General features: G+C 47.7%; 10 protein-coding genes. 6 read left to right on the forward strand and 4 right to left on the reverse strand.

Translation table 11 applies throughout. The features are described 5' to 3' along the window. Positions 1-110 precede the first annotated feature (110 nt). A complete protein-coding gene (locus FAM09_RS25940) occupies positions 111-374 on the reverse strand; it encodes a hypothetical protein (RefSeq protein ID WP_136580088.1) in 264 nt (87 codons plus the stop codon). Positions 375-435: 61 nt separating this feature from the next. Between FAM09_RS25940 and FAM09_RS25945 the strand changes: the two genes are divergently transcribed. Then, positions 436-1,857, forward strand: coding sequence for a glycoside hydrolase family 125 protein (locus tag FAM09_RS25945; RefSeq protein WP_136580089.1), 1,422 nt, complete (start codon positions 436-438; stop codon positions 1,855-1,857). A gap of 207 nt (positions 1,858-2,064) precedes the next feature. Here the strand turns inward: FAM09_RS25945 and FAM09_RS25950 are convergent, their stop codons facing one another. Further along, positions 2,065-4,710, reverse strand: coding sequence for an alpha-L-rhamnosidase (locus FAM09_RS25950; protein WP_136580090.1), 2,646 nt, complete (start codon positions 4,708-4,710; stop codon positions 2,065-2,067). A 313-nt stretch (positions 4,711-5,023) separates the two neighbouring features. Between FAM09_RS25950 and FAM09_RS25955 the strand changes: the two genes are divergently transcribed. Beyond that, positions 5,024-6,058, forward strand: a complete 1,035-nt coding sequence (locus tag FAM09_RS25955; RefSeq protein ID WP_136580091.1) for a DUF6528 family protein — start codon at positions 5,024-5,026, stop codon at positions 6,056-6,058. Between the two features lie 58 nt (positions 6,059-6,116). Here the strand turns inward: FAM09_RS25955 and FAM09_RS25960 are convergent, their stop codons facing one another. Together FAM09_RS25960 and FAM09_RS25965 are read right to left on the reverse strand one after the other, a co-directional pair. Further along, on the reverse strand, positions 6,117-6,890 hold the full coding sequence (locus FAM09_RS25960; RefSeq protein WP_136580092.1) for a response regulator transcription factor: 774 nt from the start codon (positions 6,888-6,890) through the stop codon (positions 6,117-6,119). Positions 6,891-6,895: 5 nt separating this feature from the next. Then, positions 6,896-10,036, reverse strand: coding sequence for a ligand-binding sensor domain-containing protein (locus tag FAM09_RS25965; RefSeq protein WP_136580093.1), 3,141 nt, complete (start codon positions 10,034-10,036; stop codon positions 6,896-6,898). A 199-nt stretch (positions 10,037-10,235) separates the two neighbouring features. Between FAM09_RS25965 and FAM09_RS25970 the strand changes: the two genes are divergently transcribed. The 4 genes from FAM09_RS25970 (at position 10,236) to FAM09_RS25985 (ending at position 18,246) form a co-directional block, all read left to right on the forward strand. Then, positions 10,236-13,385, forward strand: coding sequence for a SusC/RagA family TonB-linked outer membrane protein (locus tag FAM09_RS25970; protein ID WP_136580094.1), 3,150 nt, complete (start codon positions 10,236-10,238; stop codon positions 13,383-13,385). 24 nt (positions 13,386-13,409) lie between these two features. Beyond that, complete coding sequence (locus FAM09_RS25975; RefSeq protein WP_136580095.1) at positions 13,410-15,305, forward strand: RagB/SusD family nutrient uptake outer membrane protein; 1,896 nt, start codon at positions 13,410-13,412, stop codon at positions 15,303-15,305. A 211-nt stretch (positions 15,306-15,516) separates the two neighbouring features. After that, positions 15,517-16,212 carry a DUF3823 domain-containing protein gene (locus FAM09_RS25980; protein ID WP_208025661.1) on the forward strand — a complete coding sequence of 232 codons (696 nt, stop codon included), beginning with the start codon at positions 15,517-15,519 and terminating at the stop codon, positions 16,210-16,212. A gap of 186 nt (positions 16,213-16,398) precedes the next feature. Further along, on the forward strand, positions 16,399-18,246 hold the full coding sequence (locus tag FAM09_RS25985; protein WP_136580097.1) for a glycoside hydrolase family 2 protein: 1,848 nt from the start codon (positions 16,399-16,401) through the stop codon (positions 18,244-18,246). Positions 18,247-18,337: the final 91 nt, after the last annotated feature.

Raw genomic sequence — 18,337 nt, forward strand, 5'->3', positions numbered from 1 at the left:
ACAACAATGCGGGAGAGTAGGTAGCTGCCATATTTATTGAAAAAGCCTTTCAACTTGTGTTGAGAGGCTTTTTTGTTTTTAGGAATACAGGGGAAGCTGCAAGCCATAAGCTATAAGCCGTAAGCCGTAAGCCGTAAGCTGCAAGCCGGCGCGGCAACGCTTACTCGTTGCCTTGTTGTCTTTTTGCCTTCAGTATTGCTTGCAGCTTGAAGCTTGTAGCTTGCAGCGTGTAGCTCACGCTGCTTTACTCGTTGCCTTGTTGCCTTTTTGCCTTCTGTATTGCTTGCAGCTTGAAGCTTGTAGCTTGCAGCTTGAAGCTTGAAGCCTGCAGCCTGAAGCCTGAAGCCTGCAGCGTACAATTCTTCATTGAACATTCGATATTCAGTATTCAATTACTTGCTAAATACATAGCTTTACTTCCAAACATATGCTCATATGAAAAGAAGGAGCTTTATTCAAAACACTACTTTAGCCGGCGCCGGTTTACTGCTTGGTAACCTGCGCGGCTTCTCAGCAGAAGATCAATTTGAACAATTCCCCGTGGTACGCACCCCGGCCGATAAACGGAACTTCACCAGCGAAGCCGTAGAAAAAGCGATCAAAGAATTTCAGGCCAATGTGAAACAACCCGAATTAGCCTGGTTATTTGAAAACTGTTTCCCCAATACACTCGACACCACCGTATTTCACACCACACAGCATGGCCGGCCCGACACCTACGTGATCACCGGTGATATCGACGCCATGTGGTTGCGCGACAGCAGCGCCCAGGTGTGGCCTTACCTCGCGTTTATGTTGCAGGATAAACCGCTGCAACAACTGGTTGCCGGCGTTATCAACAAGCAAACGGCCTTTATCTTAAAAGATCCCTATGCCAATGCGTTTTATAATGATCCCGAGAAAAAGAGCGAATGGGAGAAAGACCATACCGACATGAAACCCGGTGTGCATGAACGCAAGTGGGAGATCGATTCGCTGTGCTATCCTATCCGCCTGGCATACCGCTACTGGAAGTTGAGCGGCGACACCACGCCGTTCGATGCACAATGGCAACAGGCAATCAAGTCTATTCATACCGTCTTTCGCGATCAGCAACGCAAGAACGGGAATGGAGCATATAAATTTGAACGCACCACCCCGAAGGCTACCGATACCTTGCCAATGAACGGCTATGGGTACCCGGTAAAACCGGTTGGCCTCATCTGCTCGGCATTCCGGCCAAGTGATGATGCCACCGTATATTCATTCCTTATTCCATCCAACTTCTTTGCAGTAATAAGTTTGCGGCAGGCGGCTGAAATGTTTACGGCAATTGTAAAAGATACCACCACCGCCGCGCAATTAAATGCACTGGCCAGTGAAGTGGAGAAAGCCCTGCAGCAATACGCTACGGTCAATCACCCAACGTTTGGAAAAATATATGCCTATGAAGTGAACGGCTTTGGCAGTTATAACCTCATGGATGATGCCAATGTGCCCAGTCTGCTCGGCATGCCGTACCTCGGTTCGGTAAAAGCCACTGATCCGGTGTATCTGAATACGCGCCGCTTTGTATTGTCGAAGGAGAATCCTTTCTTCTTTAAAGGCGCGGCCGGTGAAGGCATTGGCGGCCCGCACGTTGGGCAGGATATGATCTGGCCCATGGGCATCATTATGCGCGGGCTTACCAGCACCAGCGATGCAGAGATCAAAAGCTGTATTCAATCATTGCAGAAAACCCATGCCGGAACAGGTTTCATGCATGAGTCTTTTCATAAAGATGATCCAAAGAAATTCAGCCGTTCCTGGTTCGCCTGGGCGAATACGTTGTTTGGAGAGTTTTTGTGGAAAGCGTATAAAATGAATAAGCTAATGTGATAATATGCTAATGTGCTAATGGAATACAGCTGCAAGCTGCACGCTGCACGCGAATACAAGCTGAAAGCTTAAGGCTGAAGGCCTAAAGCGGAAAGCGGAGTGCGGCAGATAAAAGCCGAAAGCGATTATATTTTGCTTTCGGCTTTGCTTTTATGCCTCGTTGCCTTTATGACCTGGCGCCAGCCCCTACTCGCCACTAGCCACTAGCTATCTGCTTCTACTTACATCAAATGAATATCTCCCCGATACCAGTTCATGCACTTTATTACCCAATGTAAGCGTAGCGGTAGAATTAGGGGGTACTACAACGGTATAAACTATTTTTCTGCCGCTTCTTTTCCACGACGACACAATTGTGCCATAGGGCGATTCATGCGTAACTTCCACCTGGTTCAAACTTTTTATAAAATACGGTTGTAATAAAATGTGTTTAAAACCGGCACTGCCGGCATCCGGTTTAATACCGCCCAATGCTTTGTACAACCAGGCGCCAATTTCGCCAAACATAATATGGTTCATTGAAATATCATTTGCGGCATCTATCTTCCAGTTCTCATACAGTGTAGTGGCGCCATTTACGATCCACCAGCCCCAGGAAGGATAGGTTTCACGCGCCGCTAATGTATACGCCAATTCCGCATAACCATTTTCACTCAATGCATTCAGGATCGATTTGGTGCCCAATAAGCCTACGTCCAGGTGATTGCTGTCGGCCTGTACGCGCTTCGCCAGGTTGGCCGCTACTTTCGATACCAACGTATCCGGTACCACGCCCCAGCATAAAGGAAAACTTAATTCGGTTTGTACGCCATTGCCATAAATGCCTGTTGCTGCATTCAGGTATTTGTTGTTGATCGCGTTCCTGATCTTTGTTGCTAATGCTGCATATTTTTCAGCATCTGCCTTTCGGCCAAACATACCCGCTGCTTTCGCTAATATCCTGGCATCTGTAAAATAGTAAATGGAAGACGTAAGCTCAACCGGTGATTTTGATTTCACCGGCACCCAGTCGCCCAGTCCCCACGTAGTTAAGCCGGTGGGGTAGAGCTGGTCGATGTGATCAACATAGCGTTTAATGTTTTCATAACAACGGGATAACAACGTGGTATCACCATAGAACAAATAAATGTTCCAGGGAATAATGGCAATGGTGCTGGTCCAGTCGGGACCATTGGCCCATTCATAACCCCAGCCACTGGTGGGAATAATAGCCGGCAACACGCCGTTGGCCTGTTGTTCATCCTGGTGATCGGCCAGCCATTTTTCATACACGGTAATTCCGTCAAAACTGTACAGGCCCGTCTCCACGGCTATATGCGCGTCGCCCGTCCAGCCATTCTTTTCCCGTTGCGGACAATCGGTAGGATATCCATACAGGTTCGACAGATACGAATTATTCGTCGCGCGCCAGATCTTATTAATAGTAGGGTTAGAAGTAGTGAATTGTCCAACCGGCGGTACATCGCTGTGCATAAAATAGCCTGTCAAACTTTCTTTGGTTAATGTCACCGGTGCGCTGGAGGTTACTTCTACATATTGAAACCCTTTGTAATTAAAGCGGGGCTCAAAGCTTTCATTCTCTTTACCACTGGTAATAAAAATATCTGTACCAAATGGATCGGCTGTTCCTACCGGCCGGTAGTGCACATCGATGTTCGACAAGTCAACATGTCCATCAGGCCGTAAGCGCTCGCCATGCTTTAATCGCAGCACCGTACCCGCTGGTGCTTTTACGGTAATGTTACTTACTCCGGCAATATTCCGGCCCAGGTCAAATACATAACACGTATCATTAAATACACGTATTGATTGTGCAGGGATGGTTTCAACGGCACGCACCGGTTGCATTACCTGTGCCACTATATTGGTAGAAGGCGCAGACCGGTAGATCACTTCTTTCCATTTTTTATCATCAAAGCCGGGTTCACTCCAACCCGGTTGTTCCAGTCGCGCATCATAATGTTCGCCGGTATAAATGCTGTTGAAGATGACCGGGCTTAATGCTGTTTTCCAGTCTTTACCACTGGTGATCGTTTCCACACTGCCGTCCTCGTACGTTATGCGCACATCCATACAAAACGTTGGCCGGTTGCGCCAGGGTGCTTCATGAAAATACCATACGGCGGTTGACTGATGATTGTACCACCCATTGCCCAACAATACGCCAATGGCGTTTTTACCGTTTTGCAATTGGCTGGTGATATCGTGCGTTACATACAACGTACGGCGGTCGAACCGGGTGTACATAGGGTCGAGGCGGTGATCGCCGATCTTCTTTCCATTAAAATATAATTCATATAATCCGGCCACTGCAATGTAAGCGCGGGCCGATCGTATCTTCTTACTAATGGTAAACGTCTTTCTGAAATAGGGCGCTTGTTTAATGGCAATGTCGCGACTGTCGCTGATCCAAGCGCCTTGCCAGCCATGTGCGCCCCCTGGCGGATTCATCATGCCGGTCTCAAAACTATTGACCGTTGCCAGTGGTGATGGCTGGTTATTGTGGTCCCACACCTGTACCGTATAATAATACCGCGTGAACGGTTGCAGAGGTTCACCCTGGTAAGTTGTCAATTGCGCCGCAGATGCTACCTGTCCGGTTTGCCAGCTGTTACCTGTGCCTTTACTAACGGCCAATGAGTCGGCGCCAACGATGAGTTGCCAGGCGGTTTGTTTAGCACCGTTGCGGGTATCCTGCAGCTTCCACGATAACCGGGGATGCGCCACATCGATACCTAATGGACCTTTTAAATATTCGCATTGCAGATCCACGGGGATACAATGTTGTTGTGCAAAGGAGGTAACAGGCAGCAGTAATAAAATAATATATTTCAAACGGATGGCTGATTGCATGATGCTGTTATGTGGTTTTAAGCGAAATATAGTGAATTAGCAAATACCAGGTAGTAAGCAGATTTAAGCCCTGCTAGCTACTTGCCACTAGCTACTAGCTTTTCACAAACCTGTATTGCCAATTTCTGCATGCCACGTTTTTAAACCACACTGTGTGGCTTTTACTATTATTAAATTATTTACTACTGCGTAACAAATCCAGCCGTAACAACATCCCTTATGTGCAAATCTTTGGCATGAAATTTCGCTATGGGTAAGCGCATTTTAAATAGTATGCAGTGCATAACACCTTATTATGACTAAACTATTATTCATGAGAAAAAGCATTTCCGTATCACTGTTCCTTTCCCTGTTCTTTGCATTAGGATGCACCCGGGAAATGTCACAGACACCTGCTACCGATGATGGTACCGGATTACTCACTACAGAAGCGCTTGCCGTTGAGGAAGCTACAGCCAAAGAAATGATCATCTGCGATCAGAAGAATGGCCGGATCGTAATGGTTGATGTTGCCAACAGTAATAAAATAACCTGGGAATGGAAACCCACCGCATCTTATGCTGCTATACGTTCAGGTGCGCAGGGCTGGTTCAGCAACATCAGCGAAGCCAAACCCATTTACAGTGGCAAATATATACTGGCCACTGCATCAGGCGGTGGTGTGGCCATCATCAATGTATCTACTAAAAAAGCCATCTGGTACGATTATGCCGGTGGCAATACCCACTCTGCAGAAGTGTTGCCCAATGGTAATGTGGTTACGGCATCTACAACCGGCGGTTACCTGTTGATCTTCACCGTTGATTCACATATCAATGATGACAGTAAACAAGGCGGCAAGGTCTCCTTCGAAGATGTGCACAACGTGGTATGGGATAAAACCAATAAACTGTTATGGGCAGCCGGTAAAGATAAATTGAAAGCATTCAGCTATAACAATAGTTGCGGTAGTCCGGCCCTCACTTTGAAAAAGACGTATACCATGCCGCAGGGCAATGCGCATGACCTGTTCCCGGTGCATGGCAGTACCACTGAGCTCTGGTTATCGAACAGCAACCATGTTTATAAATTCAATGTATCTACCGGTACGTTTACACTCATTAAAAATTCAGCAGGCGCTAATATCACTAAAGTAAAATCCATCAGCAGTGGCCCCAGTGGTTATACTACTATTATAGATGCGGCCAATGGCAAAGGTGGTGAAAGCTGGCGTACCGATGTGATCACCGATCTCAATGGCGCTACCGTTTTCAAGAACACCAGCTTCGGCATGTACAAAGCACGCTGGCGGCTCGTCAACTCTTTCAGCTATCCCGGTGGCGATAGCTTTCACGAGTGCACACACTAGGTTATAGGTGTATGAAAGATAAAGGCCTGGCGCGTAATAGTGCCGGGCCTTTCTTTTATTACAACTCTTTATGCTTTTGAACGGCATAATCCGTTGGCGTTACCCCAAACTGCTTATGAAAATTACGGGCGAAATTGCTTTGCGAACTAAAGCCGGTCATGGCGGCAATCTCATACATTTTGTAATCGCCGGCGGCCAGCAGCCCGGCGGCTTTTTTTAATCGCGTAATGTTTATCAGTTCGATGGGCGTAAGGTCGCTGATCGCTTTTATTTTTCTGTACAGTGTAACCCGGCTCATATTCATATGCCGCGCCAGTTGCTCCACATCCAGCTCCACTTCTTCTATGTGCTCCATAATGGTATTGTGCAGAGAGGCTAAGAAATGTTCATCCGATCGCGTGTGTGCCATACTATTGATGTGCACGAGTGGTGAACTGGCAAAATATTCCCGCAGCGTATTGCGGTTGGCAAGCAGGCTGGCAATCTGCGCCTGCAAATGTTCTTTCGAAAAAGGCTTTTCAATATAGGCATCGGCGCCCAGCTCCAGTCCCTGCACTTTTGCCTGGATGGTGTTCTTCGCCGTTAACATAATGATGGGGATATGCGAATGCTCTACATTCGATTTAATGATCCTGCATAATTCAAACCCGTCCATGTCCGGCATCATCACATCGCTGATGATCAACTGCACGGCATTCAACTCCAATGCCTGTAAGGCTTCCTTTCCATGCTGCGTTTTCAGCACGGTGTATTTCGGTTGCAGGATCCTTTCCAGGAAATCAAGTATTTCTTCTTCATCGTCTACTAATAATATTTTTGGTAACGTGGTCATGGTAGTTATTTCTTTTTGGCTGTTGGTTGTAATGGTAAACAAAGCACGAACGTATTCATGGCAACAGGGCTGTCTTTTACAAACAGACTGCCCTGGTGTAACTGCGTCAGCGAACGGGCCAGGGTTAAACCGATGCCTGTTCCTTTTTGTTTGGTATTTTCTTTAATGCGGTAGAACGGTTCAAAGATGCGCTCCCGCATGGCAGTGGGTATGAGCGCGCCATCGTTGGTGATGGCTATCGTAAATGTCGTATCCTCTTTCTGCACGGGAAATAATTGCGCCGTTACCTGTTGATCGGCATATTTCACTGCATTGCTTATCAGGTTGCTGAGTATCTTGTTTAAAGCGTCTTCATCTACGAGCGCAATAACCGGCGTTTCTGGTAACACCAGGTTATACTGCAGGTTCCGCTTTTTAGCCAGCGGTTGAAAACTGGTATACACGTCTTGCAACAGGTCGGTGATGTTTACCTTGGTAAAATCCAGGCTAAACCCTTTCGCTTCTGTTTGCCGGAAATCAAGGATCTGCGTGATCAGCGTCATCAACCGGTTCGTATTTCTTTCCATCGTGTTCACATCAGCGGCAATGTCGGGTAGTTCATTGATCTTTTCTATCAGGTTCTCTACCGGTCCCTTTATCAACGTAAGCGGCGTTCTTATTTCGTGGGCTACATTGGTGAAGAACTCAAACTTGGCTTCGTAAATTTCTTTCTCTTTTTTAACCTGCGATCGCTTGAGATAAGCCTGGGTCAATGAATACACGATAGCCATTACCACCGCCGCATACACCAGCCAGGCCCACCAGGTATTCCAGAAGGGTGGGGTAATGGTGATCAGCAATTGTTTCTCCTGGCTCCAACGGCCATTGGTAGCTGCGGTTAACCGGAATGTATATTGTCCCGGCGCCAGGTTGGTAAAATACACTTTACGGTTCGTCGGCAAATAGGTCCAGTTCTTATCCAACCCTTCCATCGTGTATTTGTATTCGGTTATTTCCGGACTGGTATAACTCAATGCCGCGAAATCTATGCTGAAAGATGATTCATCATATGGCAATGTAATTTCATTGGTGTATAAAATGGATTGCTGTAAGGTCGAATGCTCCTTTTGTATCAACAGTTCTTTGTTGTGCACCTGGAAGCCGGTAATATATACCGGTGGAAGATAATGGCTGGACTCAAAATCTTCAGGCCGGAAAGCGATCATACCCTTGATGGTGCCGAAATACAATTTGCCTGTAGCATCCTTGTAACCACTGTTGTAATTGAACTGATCGTACAGCAAACCGTTGGCGGTGGTGTACAGGACCATTTGCTGCGTAGCGGGATCTAATTTTACCAAACCTTTCGATGTAGTGATCCACAGCCGCCGGTTATTATCTTCTACCACCTTGAACACAAAATTACTGGGCAGACCGTTTTGCATGGTATAGCGCGTAAACTTTTGCCGGCTTGCATCCACCTTACACAAGCCACCACCTTCAGTGGCGATCCATAAGTTTTCCCGGCTGTCTTCACAAACCGCATTGATATCGTTGATGGATAAGTTATTGGTGTCTTGCAGATTGTTCCGAAACCGGCCCCAATGCCGGGTCAGCGGATCATAATATAACAGTCCTTTACCATGCGTTCCTGTCCAGATAATGCCTGCATGATCTTCTGCGAGGCAACTGATAAATGCCCCGGCGGGCGTTTCGTGTAACCACTCAAAATCAGCGGTTGCTTTTCGATAGCGATACAAGCCACCACCGCTGCCCGCATAAATTTCGCCGCGACTGCTTTGCAGCAGGGTCACAATAAAATCATTCCGGAACGTATTGTCGCGGATGTCGCTGCCATAATGTTTAATTACTTTCCCGGTTTGCCGGTCCAGGATGTCGAGTCCATGATCGAGCGTGCCGATCCATACTTCATTGCCCAGGATCAGCAGGCCATGAATATTGTGGTAAGCAATGCCTGTGGGCGTACCCGTTGGTTTAAAATGCGTAAAGGCGCCCGTACGTATATTCAACTTATTAAGCCCGGCGTCTTCCGTACCGATCCACAAATGGCCATCGGCGTCCTCGCTCATTTCACGAACGGCACTGCCGCTGATGGTTTGGGTAGTGCGATCGGGATAATACTTCGTGAATGGCGTGTAAGGTTTGGGATAATAATTCACGCCGCCGAAATACGTACCGGCCCAAAGGCCGCCTTCCCGGTCTTTACAAAGCGTATAGACCGCATTATCCGCTAAAGAATATGGATCTGAGAATTTCTTCTTCAGGTTCGTGAATTGCCGCGTAATGGTATTATAAATAAAGATGCCCGACTCGGTGGCAAACCAGTATTCATTGTCGGTGTATTGTAAAATATCCCGCACGTAGATCGTTGTTTTATCGGCGCTGTAGATAATCAGGTCGGTGTAGGTATTTGTAGAGATATTATACAACTTAATGCCCTGGCAGGTAGTGCCGATAAAGATCGCGTCTTTTCCTGCAGGGTAGATCTTTTTTATAAAGCAGGTAGGCAGGTGTGGTGAATGCGAAAAGACATCCTGCCCTTTGAAGGTTTGCGTAACCGTATCAAACCGTTTCACATAACCATCCATGGTGCCAAACCACATGTCTCCTGTTCCGCTCATACAAAGCGCCGTGGCATGAATGGTGCTATCTGGCGGAAATGTCGTCAACCGGCGTGTACTAAAATTGTATCTACAAACGGTATTGATGGAGCGGAACCACAGTTGTCCTTTTTGGTCCATTTGAATGTCGTTGATCTCCGGTAGTGAATCAATAAAACGAACCAACCGTTCCTTAGCATAATCAAATTGATAGAGCCCATCCTGCGTTCCTACCCATAAACGACCGCCGGGATCAGCAAACAGGCAGTAGATAAAATCATTTTTCAGCGGGCGATTGTTCTCGTTAGCCGATTTAAATAATTTAAACCGGTAACCATCAAACCGGTTCAACCCTTCCTTGGTGCCAAACCATAAAAAGCCTTTGTTATCCTGGATGCTGCAATACACCGTATTGTTCGACAAGCCATTCTCTACCTGGTAATGTTTAAAATAGTACGACTGACCACTGGCCATACTAACGTACAATGGTAGAACCAAAAATAGCAGGCATCGTAAAAGGCGTAAATGGCGTAATGAGCAGTTCATCCGGTTTTATATTATCCGTGTCACGGTTATCCGAAGTAATTTAAGCAAGAATGGTTCACGAAAAAACAAAATGTAACAAATTGAACAAATTCTGAAACGCAGGGAATAAATGGAGTGCGCAAGAAGAATTTATTTCATGGCACGATTCACAACAAAGGGATTCACCCTTTGAAGCCATCCTAAACTAACATTGATTGCCATGAAGCCATTAACCAAAAAATTACTGCGTAAACTTCTTTTATTCAAGTTTTTTTATTGCATTTTATTCGTGCAGGCAGCGGCGCAGCCAAAAGCTGGCATGGTGGTGTCGGGTCTCGTAAAAGACAGCGCCGGCGTACCTGTTGCCAATGCCACCATTTTGGAAAAGGGTACGAAGAATGCGACTACCACCAACAACGATGGCGCGTTCAACATCAAAGTATCGAATGACCAGGCCGTGCTCGTCATTTCTTCCGTTGGCTTTGCGAACCAGGAAATACCGCTGAACAACCAGTCTTATTTAAATATTTCTTTACAAAAGCTACGGCACGACCTTGGCGAAGTGGTTGTGATCGGGTATGGCACGCAAAAAAAAACATCTTTAATTGGCGCAATTGCCGTGGTCACCGATCGTGATATTGGCATGGTGCACGGTGGCGCTACCGTTAGCACCAGCCTGGCAGGTAAATTATCGGGCGTATCGTTCCGCATGCCCGATGGACGACCGGGCGCCAGCGCCAATATACAGGTGCGCAACATGGGCGATGCCTTGTTTGTAATTGACGGCATCCAGCAGGATGCGGGGCAGTTCAACAACCTGGCGCCAAATGATATTGAAAGCATTACTGTTTTGAAAGACGCCTCGGCGGCGGTATATGGGGTACGGGCCGCGAATGGCGTTATTGTCGTAACCACCAGGCGCGGCAAACTGGCTACGCGCAATGCAGTAAATGTAGATGCGTATACCGGGTACCAGAACTGGTCGCGCTTTACCAAGGTACTTAACAACAGTTACGATTATATGCGCTATCGCGCCGAAGCCGAGATCAACCGGTACGGCAGCACCACCATTACACCGGAAGAACTGGAGAAATACAAAGCGGGCACCGAACCCGGCTACCAGAGTTTTGACTGGAAGGATTTTATTATTCAAAAGAACGCGCCGCAGCATTCGATGAACGTGAATGTCACCGGCGGATCAGATAAGATCAATTATTATTTATCGGGCACGCACCTGTATCAGAACTCCGTACTGGGCCGCGAGTTTAAATTCAACCGCACCAATATCCAATCGAATGTAAGCGCGAAGATCCGGGACCGGTTGAAAGTGGGCGTGAACATCAACGGGCGTATCGAGAGTCGCGACAATCCTGGCGTACCGGGGTTTGATGACTACTGGCTGGCGCGCTTTGCCGTCCTGCGCAATACGCCATTAGAGCGGCCATATGCCAATGACAACCCCGCGTACCTCAATGATATCAAACACAACGAAACCAACTGGGCTTACCTGAACAATAAGAATGCCGGTAAGTACCGCAACGACTGGCGTGTGCTGCAAACCAATTTCAATGCAGAGTACCAGGTGCCGTATGTAGAGGGCTTAACCATCAGCGGCGTGTACTCGTATTATTTAGCCGACTATATCCTTAATAACCACGAGTACACCTACAACACGTATACCTATAATCCCACCGATCAAACGTATAAAGCAACCGGTGGCAGCACCAATCCCTGGCGCGAACGCGAGCAAACTAAAGTGATCAACATTACACAGCAATTAAAACTCAACTACAGTCGTACGTTCGGACTGCACTCCGTAGGCGCGCTGGTGGTGAATGAACGCATCAGGAACCAACGCTTGCGCAACTGGATCCATTCTGTGCCAAGCACCAATGCGCTTACGCTTATTTATTTCAATACGGCCGATACGTACCAGGACAGCGACGATCGCGAAGCGCGTATCGGGTATATCGGCCGGCTCACGTATAGCTATAACAACAAATATTTCCTGGAAGTATCTGCCCGCCGCGATGCGTCGTATTTGTTTGCACCGGGCAGGCGCGTGGGGTATTTTCCATCGGTGTTTGCCGGTTGGCGCATTACGGAAGAACCGTTCATGCAAAAATGGTTGGGCGGAAACAATCCATTGACAGATCTTAAAATTCGCGGTTCGTATGGTGTATTGGGTGATGATGGCACGCAACTCGGTTTGCCGGCGTTCTCTTATGTGGAAGGCTACAACTACAACCAGGGTATAGCCATCTTAAGTGGTGTGGCTATTGTGGGATCGAGAGACCGGGGCGTGCCCATCACCAATATTTCCTGGTTGAAAAGCAAGATCACCGATCTTGGTTTTGATTTCAGTTTACTGAATGGAAAGATCACCGGTACCTTCGATTACTTCTATCGCAAGCGGACGGGACTGCGCGGCCGTAAATCGAATGTGTTAGTGCCCAATGAAATTGGTTATGGCCTGCCCGATGAGAACATCAACAGCGATGCGCAGTTTGGCGAAGAAGGATCGATAGCGTATAACGGCACATTCAGGAAACTGAAGTTCATGATCAGCGGCAACCTGTCGTATTCCCGTTCAAAATTTATTTCTTCCTACAATCCCGTGTTCTTTAATTCGTGGGACCAGTATCGTTATTCAGGCGAGAACCGGTTCACGAAGATCAATTGGGGGTATGACGTGACCGGTCAGTTTACTTCACAGGAGCAGATCGATAATTACCCGGTGAATATCGACGGGCAGGGAAACCGTACTTTGTTGCCCGGTGATCTTATTTACAAAGACGTCAACGGCGACTTAAAGATCGACGGCTACGACGAACGGCCGATCGGCTATGGCGCCGGCACGCAGCCCAATATCAACTACGGCATCAGCATTGCGCTGGCGTATGAGAACTTCGATTTCCGGGCCGACTTCTCCGGTGCGGCCGGTTATACCTGGTTCCAGAATTACGAAACCAAATGGCCATTTCAAAATGATGGCAACCTGAACACCATCTTCCTCGATCGCTGGCGTCGCGAAAATCCCTTCGATCCCAAGAGCGGGTGGATCCCCGGCAAGTATCCGGCGTTGCGGTTCAACCAGGGCGGACACAGCAATTACAATCGCACGTCTACTTTCTGGGCGCATAATATCAAATACCTGCGGGCGCGCACGCTGGAGTTGGGTTATTCGCTACCAAGAAAGCTCATCAGCAAAGTGAAGATGGAAAGAGCGCGCTTCTATGTGAACGCCTACAACCTGTTCTCCATCGATAATGTAAAAGAATACAATATCGATCCAGAGATCAATGACGAGAATGGACTGCAATTTCCGCAGAACAAATTTTTGAACGTTGGTGTAAACCTTTCTTTTTAACCGCACCGGATTTTAATACATACCATGAAAAAGATATTACCCATCCTATTCGCCATCGCGCTGTTGTATACAGCCGGTTGCACCAAAGACAGCGATTTTCTGAATGTACAACCTACGTCGATCCTCACCAATGAGCAGGCATTTTCCGATCCGGCACAGGTGCTATCGATCCTCGCAGACTTGTATAACCGCCAGCTCGACTTTTCCGGCCTCGACAATGGCTGGGCGTCATTTGCGGATTTTAGCGAAAGCTTCCCTTCCGAGAATGGCAGCGCCCACATTGTGCAACGCAATGAGTGGGGCTTCGATGCCTGGAATACCTGGGACTATGGTTACATCCGTGATCTGAATTTATTTATAGAACGCGCTACAGTAGCTAAGGCATTGTCGGATGCAGATAAAACACGCTTTCTTGCAGAAGCCCGCTTCCTGCGCGCCAGCTATTATTTTGAAATGGTAAAACGCATGGGTGGTGTGCCGTTGATCACGGAGTCGTTGTTGTACGACTTCAGCGGCGATCCCACGTACCTGCAACATCCCCGCGCCAAAGAACACGAGATCTATGATTTTGTGATCAGCGAAGCAGAAGCGGTGAAGAATAATTTGCCGGAGAATCCCAATGAAAAGAGCCGGGTAACCAAAGGCGCGGCGCTGGCAATGATAACAAGAGCGGCCTTGTACGCCGGTTCTATTGCAAAGTATGGCGCCACCACACCACAAGTAACCCTGCCAGGGTTGGAAGTAAGCATACCCGCATCCATGGCAACCGGTTATTATACAAAAGCACTGAATGCCGCGAAGGAGCTCATCAGTGGCAGCGCCGGCTCATATGCTTTATACAATAAGAAGCCCGAACTGGCGGAGAACTTTGCTTCCATCTTTCTAGATAAAGGCAATAATCCCGAAAGCATTTGGGTAGAAGATTTTAAACTGAAGAGTGGTCGCGTGCAGGGTTTCACCGTATCTACCCAACCGCGCTATGGCGCCGAAGAAGAGGAGGGCGGTCGTATCAATCCTTCGCTGAACCTGGTGGAGTCGTTCGAGAAATTAGATAATACCTATGCGCCTGTTCCCATAACGGATGCGGCGGGCAATCCTATATTCTATAACAACCTGTCGGAAATTTTTGCCGGGCGTGATGCCCGGTTGCATGGAACAGTTATACTGCCTGGTTCTTCCTTTAAGGGCCGGCCGGTAGACATTTGGGCCGGTTACCAGTTGGCAGATGGCAACATCATTACCGGGGATGATCGCGGCGCGCAAAAGACATTGCCCGGACAAACGGCGCCCGTACAGGTTGTTGGTTTTGACGGACCTGTCAGCTCCAAAGAGTTCACGGCGCAGTCGGGATTTTATTTACGCAAGTATGTTGATCCCACCCCGGGCGCCGGCTCGCGCGGTACCAATAGTGAAGTGCCCTTCATCAGGTACCGCTATGCCGAAGTATTGTTGAACGCCGCCGAAGCGGCTTTTGAATTAGGGCAAGCCGACGCAGCAGCCGGGTACATGAACCCCGTTCGTGCCCGCGCCGGGTTAACCATTCCCCTAACGGCCGCGGACATTTCTTTTGATCGCATTGTACATGAACGCCGGGTAGAGCTTGCCTTTGAAGGCCACATCTTATTTGATATGAAGCGGTGGCGACTGGCGCACATCGTGTGGGATGGAAACAAAATGACGGTGGCCGATCTGCTCGGTAATATCGGTTCCGCTACCAAGCGCAATACGCAGCCTTATGGCTTATGGCCGTACCGGTTGCATGATGCCGCCAGCGTTAACAATGGCAAGTGGGTGTTCAGGATCGTATTACCGGCGCTGGTCACCGGCGCCAACCGCTTCCGCCTGGGGAATTATTATTCTTTCATTGATGATAATATACGGGCTAATAATCCGAAGATTGTTAGGCAACCGAATCAGTAGTAGGCAGCTATAAGCTATAAGCTGTAAGCAGAAAGCAGAAAGGCTGCAAGCTATAAGCTGTAAGCTGTAAGCAGAAAGCAGAAAGGCTGCAAGCTGCAAGCTATAAGCTGTAAGCAGAAAGGCAGAAAGTTGTAAGCTTAAAATTGTATTTGCTTATAGCTTAAAGCTTAAGGCTTACGGCTCACATTCATAATTCACAAAATAAATGCTTATGACAATAGATCGTATAATATTGATAGTGGTCGTTATCACAACTATCTCTTGTAAAAAAGATAACTATGACTCTCCGAATGCTCATCTTCACGGTCATGTCGTATACAAAGGCGAGGCCATTGAACTGGAGTATGACCAGGTGAGGTTTGAGCTGTATCAGTATGGATTTGGAAAAACGGGACCTATCTCCGCCGTATTTGCACCCGATGGTTCGTATTCAATGCTGTTGTTTAACGGCGAGTATAAATTCATCATCCCTAACGGACAGGGACCATTCAAATGGAAACAAACACCGCAGGGCGCACCGGATACTACGGTCATTACCATGAACGGAAGCCAGGAACTCGATATAGAAGTAACGCCGTATTATATGATCCGTAATCCGCAGGTGACTGCCTCCGGGGCTACCGTATCAGGCGTGTTCAAAATAGAAAAGATCATCACCGATGCCTCGGCCAAAGACATTGAAAGCGTGAGCCTGTACATCAATAAAACCCAGTTTGTATCAGGCGCCGATAATGTGGCGGTGAAAACGTTAAACGGTAAAGACATCGCCGATCTAAATAACGTACATTTAAATGTAACCGTTCCCAATCTTAACCAGACTTATTTATATGCACGGGTTGGGTTGAAGATAGCTGGAATAGAGGATAGGATGTTTTCTCCCGTAACTAAATATCCCTTTAGGAAATGAAAAATTAAAAACAGAGAAATGAAGAATGAGAAAGTAAATACACAGGGAAATGAAAAATTAAAAACAGAGAAATGAAGAATGAAAAAGTGAATGCACAATAATAGGGGTATTTACTTTTTCATTTTTCATTCTTCATTCTTCATTTCACATTCTTCATTTCTCATTTCAAAAAAACAAATCTAGTATATGAAGAGATCGTTTTTGTTTTATGTTGCAAGTGTAGTAGCAATGCATTCTTTTGCCCAGCCTTCCTGGAAACCAGCCGGGGACAAGATCATGACCAGCTTTGCGGCAAAGGTAGATCCCCAACAGGTATTACCCGAATATCCGCGACCTCAGTTGGTGCGCAATACCTGGCTTAACCTGAACGGACTTTGGCAGTATGCCGTGTTACCCGCTTCCACGCAAACCATTCCAACAACATATGAAGGTAATATCCTCGTGCCGTTTGCCATTGAAAGCGCGCTCAGTGGTGTTGCTAAAACAGTAGGGAAAGACAATGCGCTGTGGTACCAGCGCAGTGTTACCATGCCGGCCACCTTTAAAAATAAACGCGTGCTGCTGCACTTCGGTGCGGTAGATTGGTTGTGCGATGTATATGTAAATGGAAAGAAAGTGGGCATGCACCAGGGCGGGTACGATCCGTTCTCGATGGATATTACTGCAGCTTTAAACAAATCTGGTAACCAACAATTGGCGGTGCGCGTGTGGGACCCAAGTGATGAAGGTCCGCAGCCCCGCGGCAAACAGGTGAACAAACCCAACAGTATCTGGTATACGCCGGTGACCGGTATCTGGCAAACGGTGTGGCTGGAAGCGGTGCCGCAATCTTATATCAGCGATCTCAAACAAACGCCGGATCTCGACAAAAGCGTTGTGCAGGTAACAGCACAGGTAGAAAATGCACAGCCTGGTGACCAGGTAGTTGTTTCAGCATGGAAGGGTACGGAAAAGATCGCCGAACAAACCGTTGCACCCGGTGCGGAAGTGGCGCTCTCCATTCCCAATGCTGAGTTATGGTCGCCCAAACATCCTTTCCTGTATGATCTGAAAGTATCGCTGTTGCAAAAGAATAAAAAGACCGATGAGGTGAGCAGTTATTTTGCCATGCGCAAGATCTCGGTAGGGATGGATAACAACGGTATTCAACGCATGTTACTGAACAATGAATTTGTATTTCAGTATGGTCCGCTCGACCAGGGGTGGTGGCCTGATGGCTTGTACACCGCGCCCACCGATGAAGCGCTGAAATATGATATAGAACAAACAAAGGCCATGGGCTTTAATATGATCCGCAAGCATGTAAAGGTAGAACCCGCGCGCTGGTACACGTATTGCGATCGGTTAGGTATGTTGGTATGGCAGGATATGCCCAGCGGCGATCTTGGCAACCGGTGGGAATCCCGGCCCGGTGTGTATGGACATGCCAGCGATAAAAACCGTACGGCGGAATCTGAATCTATTTACCGCAACGAATGGCGCGCCATTATGCAAAAGCTGTATCATTTCCCCAGTATCATAGTGTGGGTGCCATTCAATGAAGGATGGGGGCAATTCAAAACAAAAGACATTGTGCAGGTGACGCAGCAGCAGGACCCTTCGCGCCTGGTGAACAGCGCCAGCGGCGGCAATTTTGAACCGGTAGGGCATATCATGGACCTGCATAACTATCCCGATCCGCTCATGCCCGACCCGGCGTTGTTCGGTTCTAAACAAGTGCTGGTGCTCGGCGAGTTTGGCGGTTTAGGTTTACCGCTGGAAGGTCATACCTGGCAGCAAAAGAACAACTGGGGATACCAGAGCTTTAAGAGTAATGAAGAGTTATTGAAACGGTATGAAGAATTTGTAAACCGCATTCCGCGACTTATCAAAAGCGGTTTGTCGGCTGCGGTATATACCCAAACCACCGATGTGGAAGTGGAGACGAATGGATTGATGACGTATGATCGTAAAGTGATTAAGATGCCGGTAGAGCGTTTGCATTCGGTGCATGGGAAGTTGTATGAACCAAATGAGGTGGTGATAACGCCGTGAGAGGTGAGTGGTGAATAGTGAGTTGTGAGTGGTGAGTTTCTGGCCGGCTTGGCGTGATGTTAAAATTTTCGCGAGGTTTCTACTCACCACT

It is taken from the genome of Niastella caeni (genome assembly GCF_004834005.1).
GTDB lineage: Bacteria > Bacteroidota > Bacteroidia > Chitinophagales > Chitinophagaceae > Niastella > Niastella caeni.

Excerpts from the sequence above, each read along its gene's own strand:
- FAM09_RS25940 (WP_136580088.1), bottom strand. The coding sequence starts at position 374 with ATGTTCAATGAAGAATTGTACGCTGCAGGCTTCAGGCTTCAGGCTGCA.
- FAM09_RS25965 (WP_136580093.1), bottom strand. The coding sequence starts at position 10,036 with ATGAACTGCTCATTACGCCATTTACGCCTTTTACGATGCCTGCTATTT.
- FAM09_RS25945 (WP_136580089.1), top strand. The coding sequence starts at position 436 with ATGAAAAGAAGGAGCTTTATTCAAAACACTACTTTAGCCGGCGCCGGT.
- FAM09_RS25985 (WP_136580097.1), top strand. The coding sequence starts at position 16,399 with ATGAAGAGATCGTTTTTGTTTTATGTTGCAAGTGTAGTAGCAATGCAT.
- FAM09_RS25955 (WP_136580091.1), top strand. The coding sequence starts at position 5,024 with ATGAGAAAAAGCATTTCCGTATCACTGTTCCTTTCCCTGTTCTTTGCA.
- FAM09_RS25970 (WP_136580094.1), top strand. The coding sequence starts at position 10,236 with ATGAAGCCATTAACCAAAAAATTACTGCGTAAACTTCTTTTATTCAAG.
- FAM09_RS25975 (WP_136580095.1), top strand. The coding sequence starts at position 13,410 with ATGAAAAAGATATTACCCATCCTATTCGCCATCGCGCTGTTGTATACA.
- FAM09_RS25960 (WP_136580092.1), bottom strand. The coding sequence starts at position 6,890 with ATGACCACGTTACCAAAAATATTATTAGTAGACGATGAAGAAGAAATA.
- FAM09_RS25980 (WP_208025661.1), top strand. The coding sequence starts at position 15,517 with ATGACAATAGATCGTATAATATTGATAGTGGTCGTTATCACAACTATC.
- FAM09_RS25950 (WP_136580090.1), bottom strand. The coding sequence starts at position 4,710 with ATGCAATCAGCCATCCGTTTGAAATATATTATTTTATTACTGCTGCCT.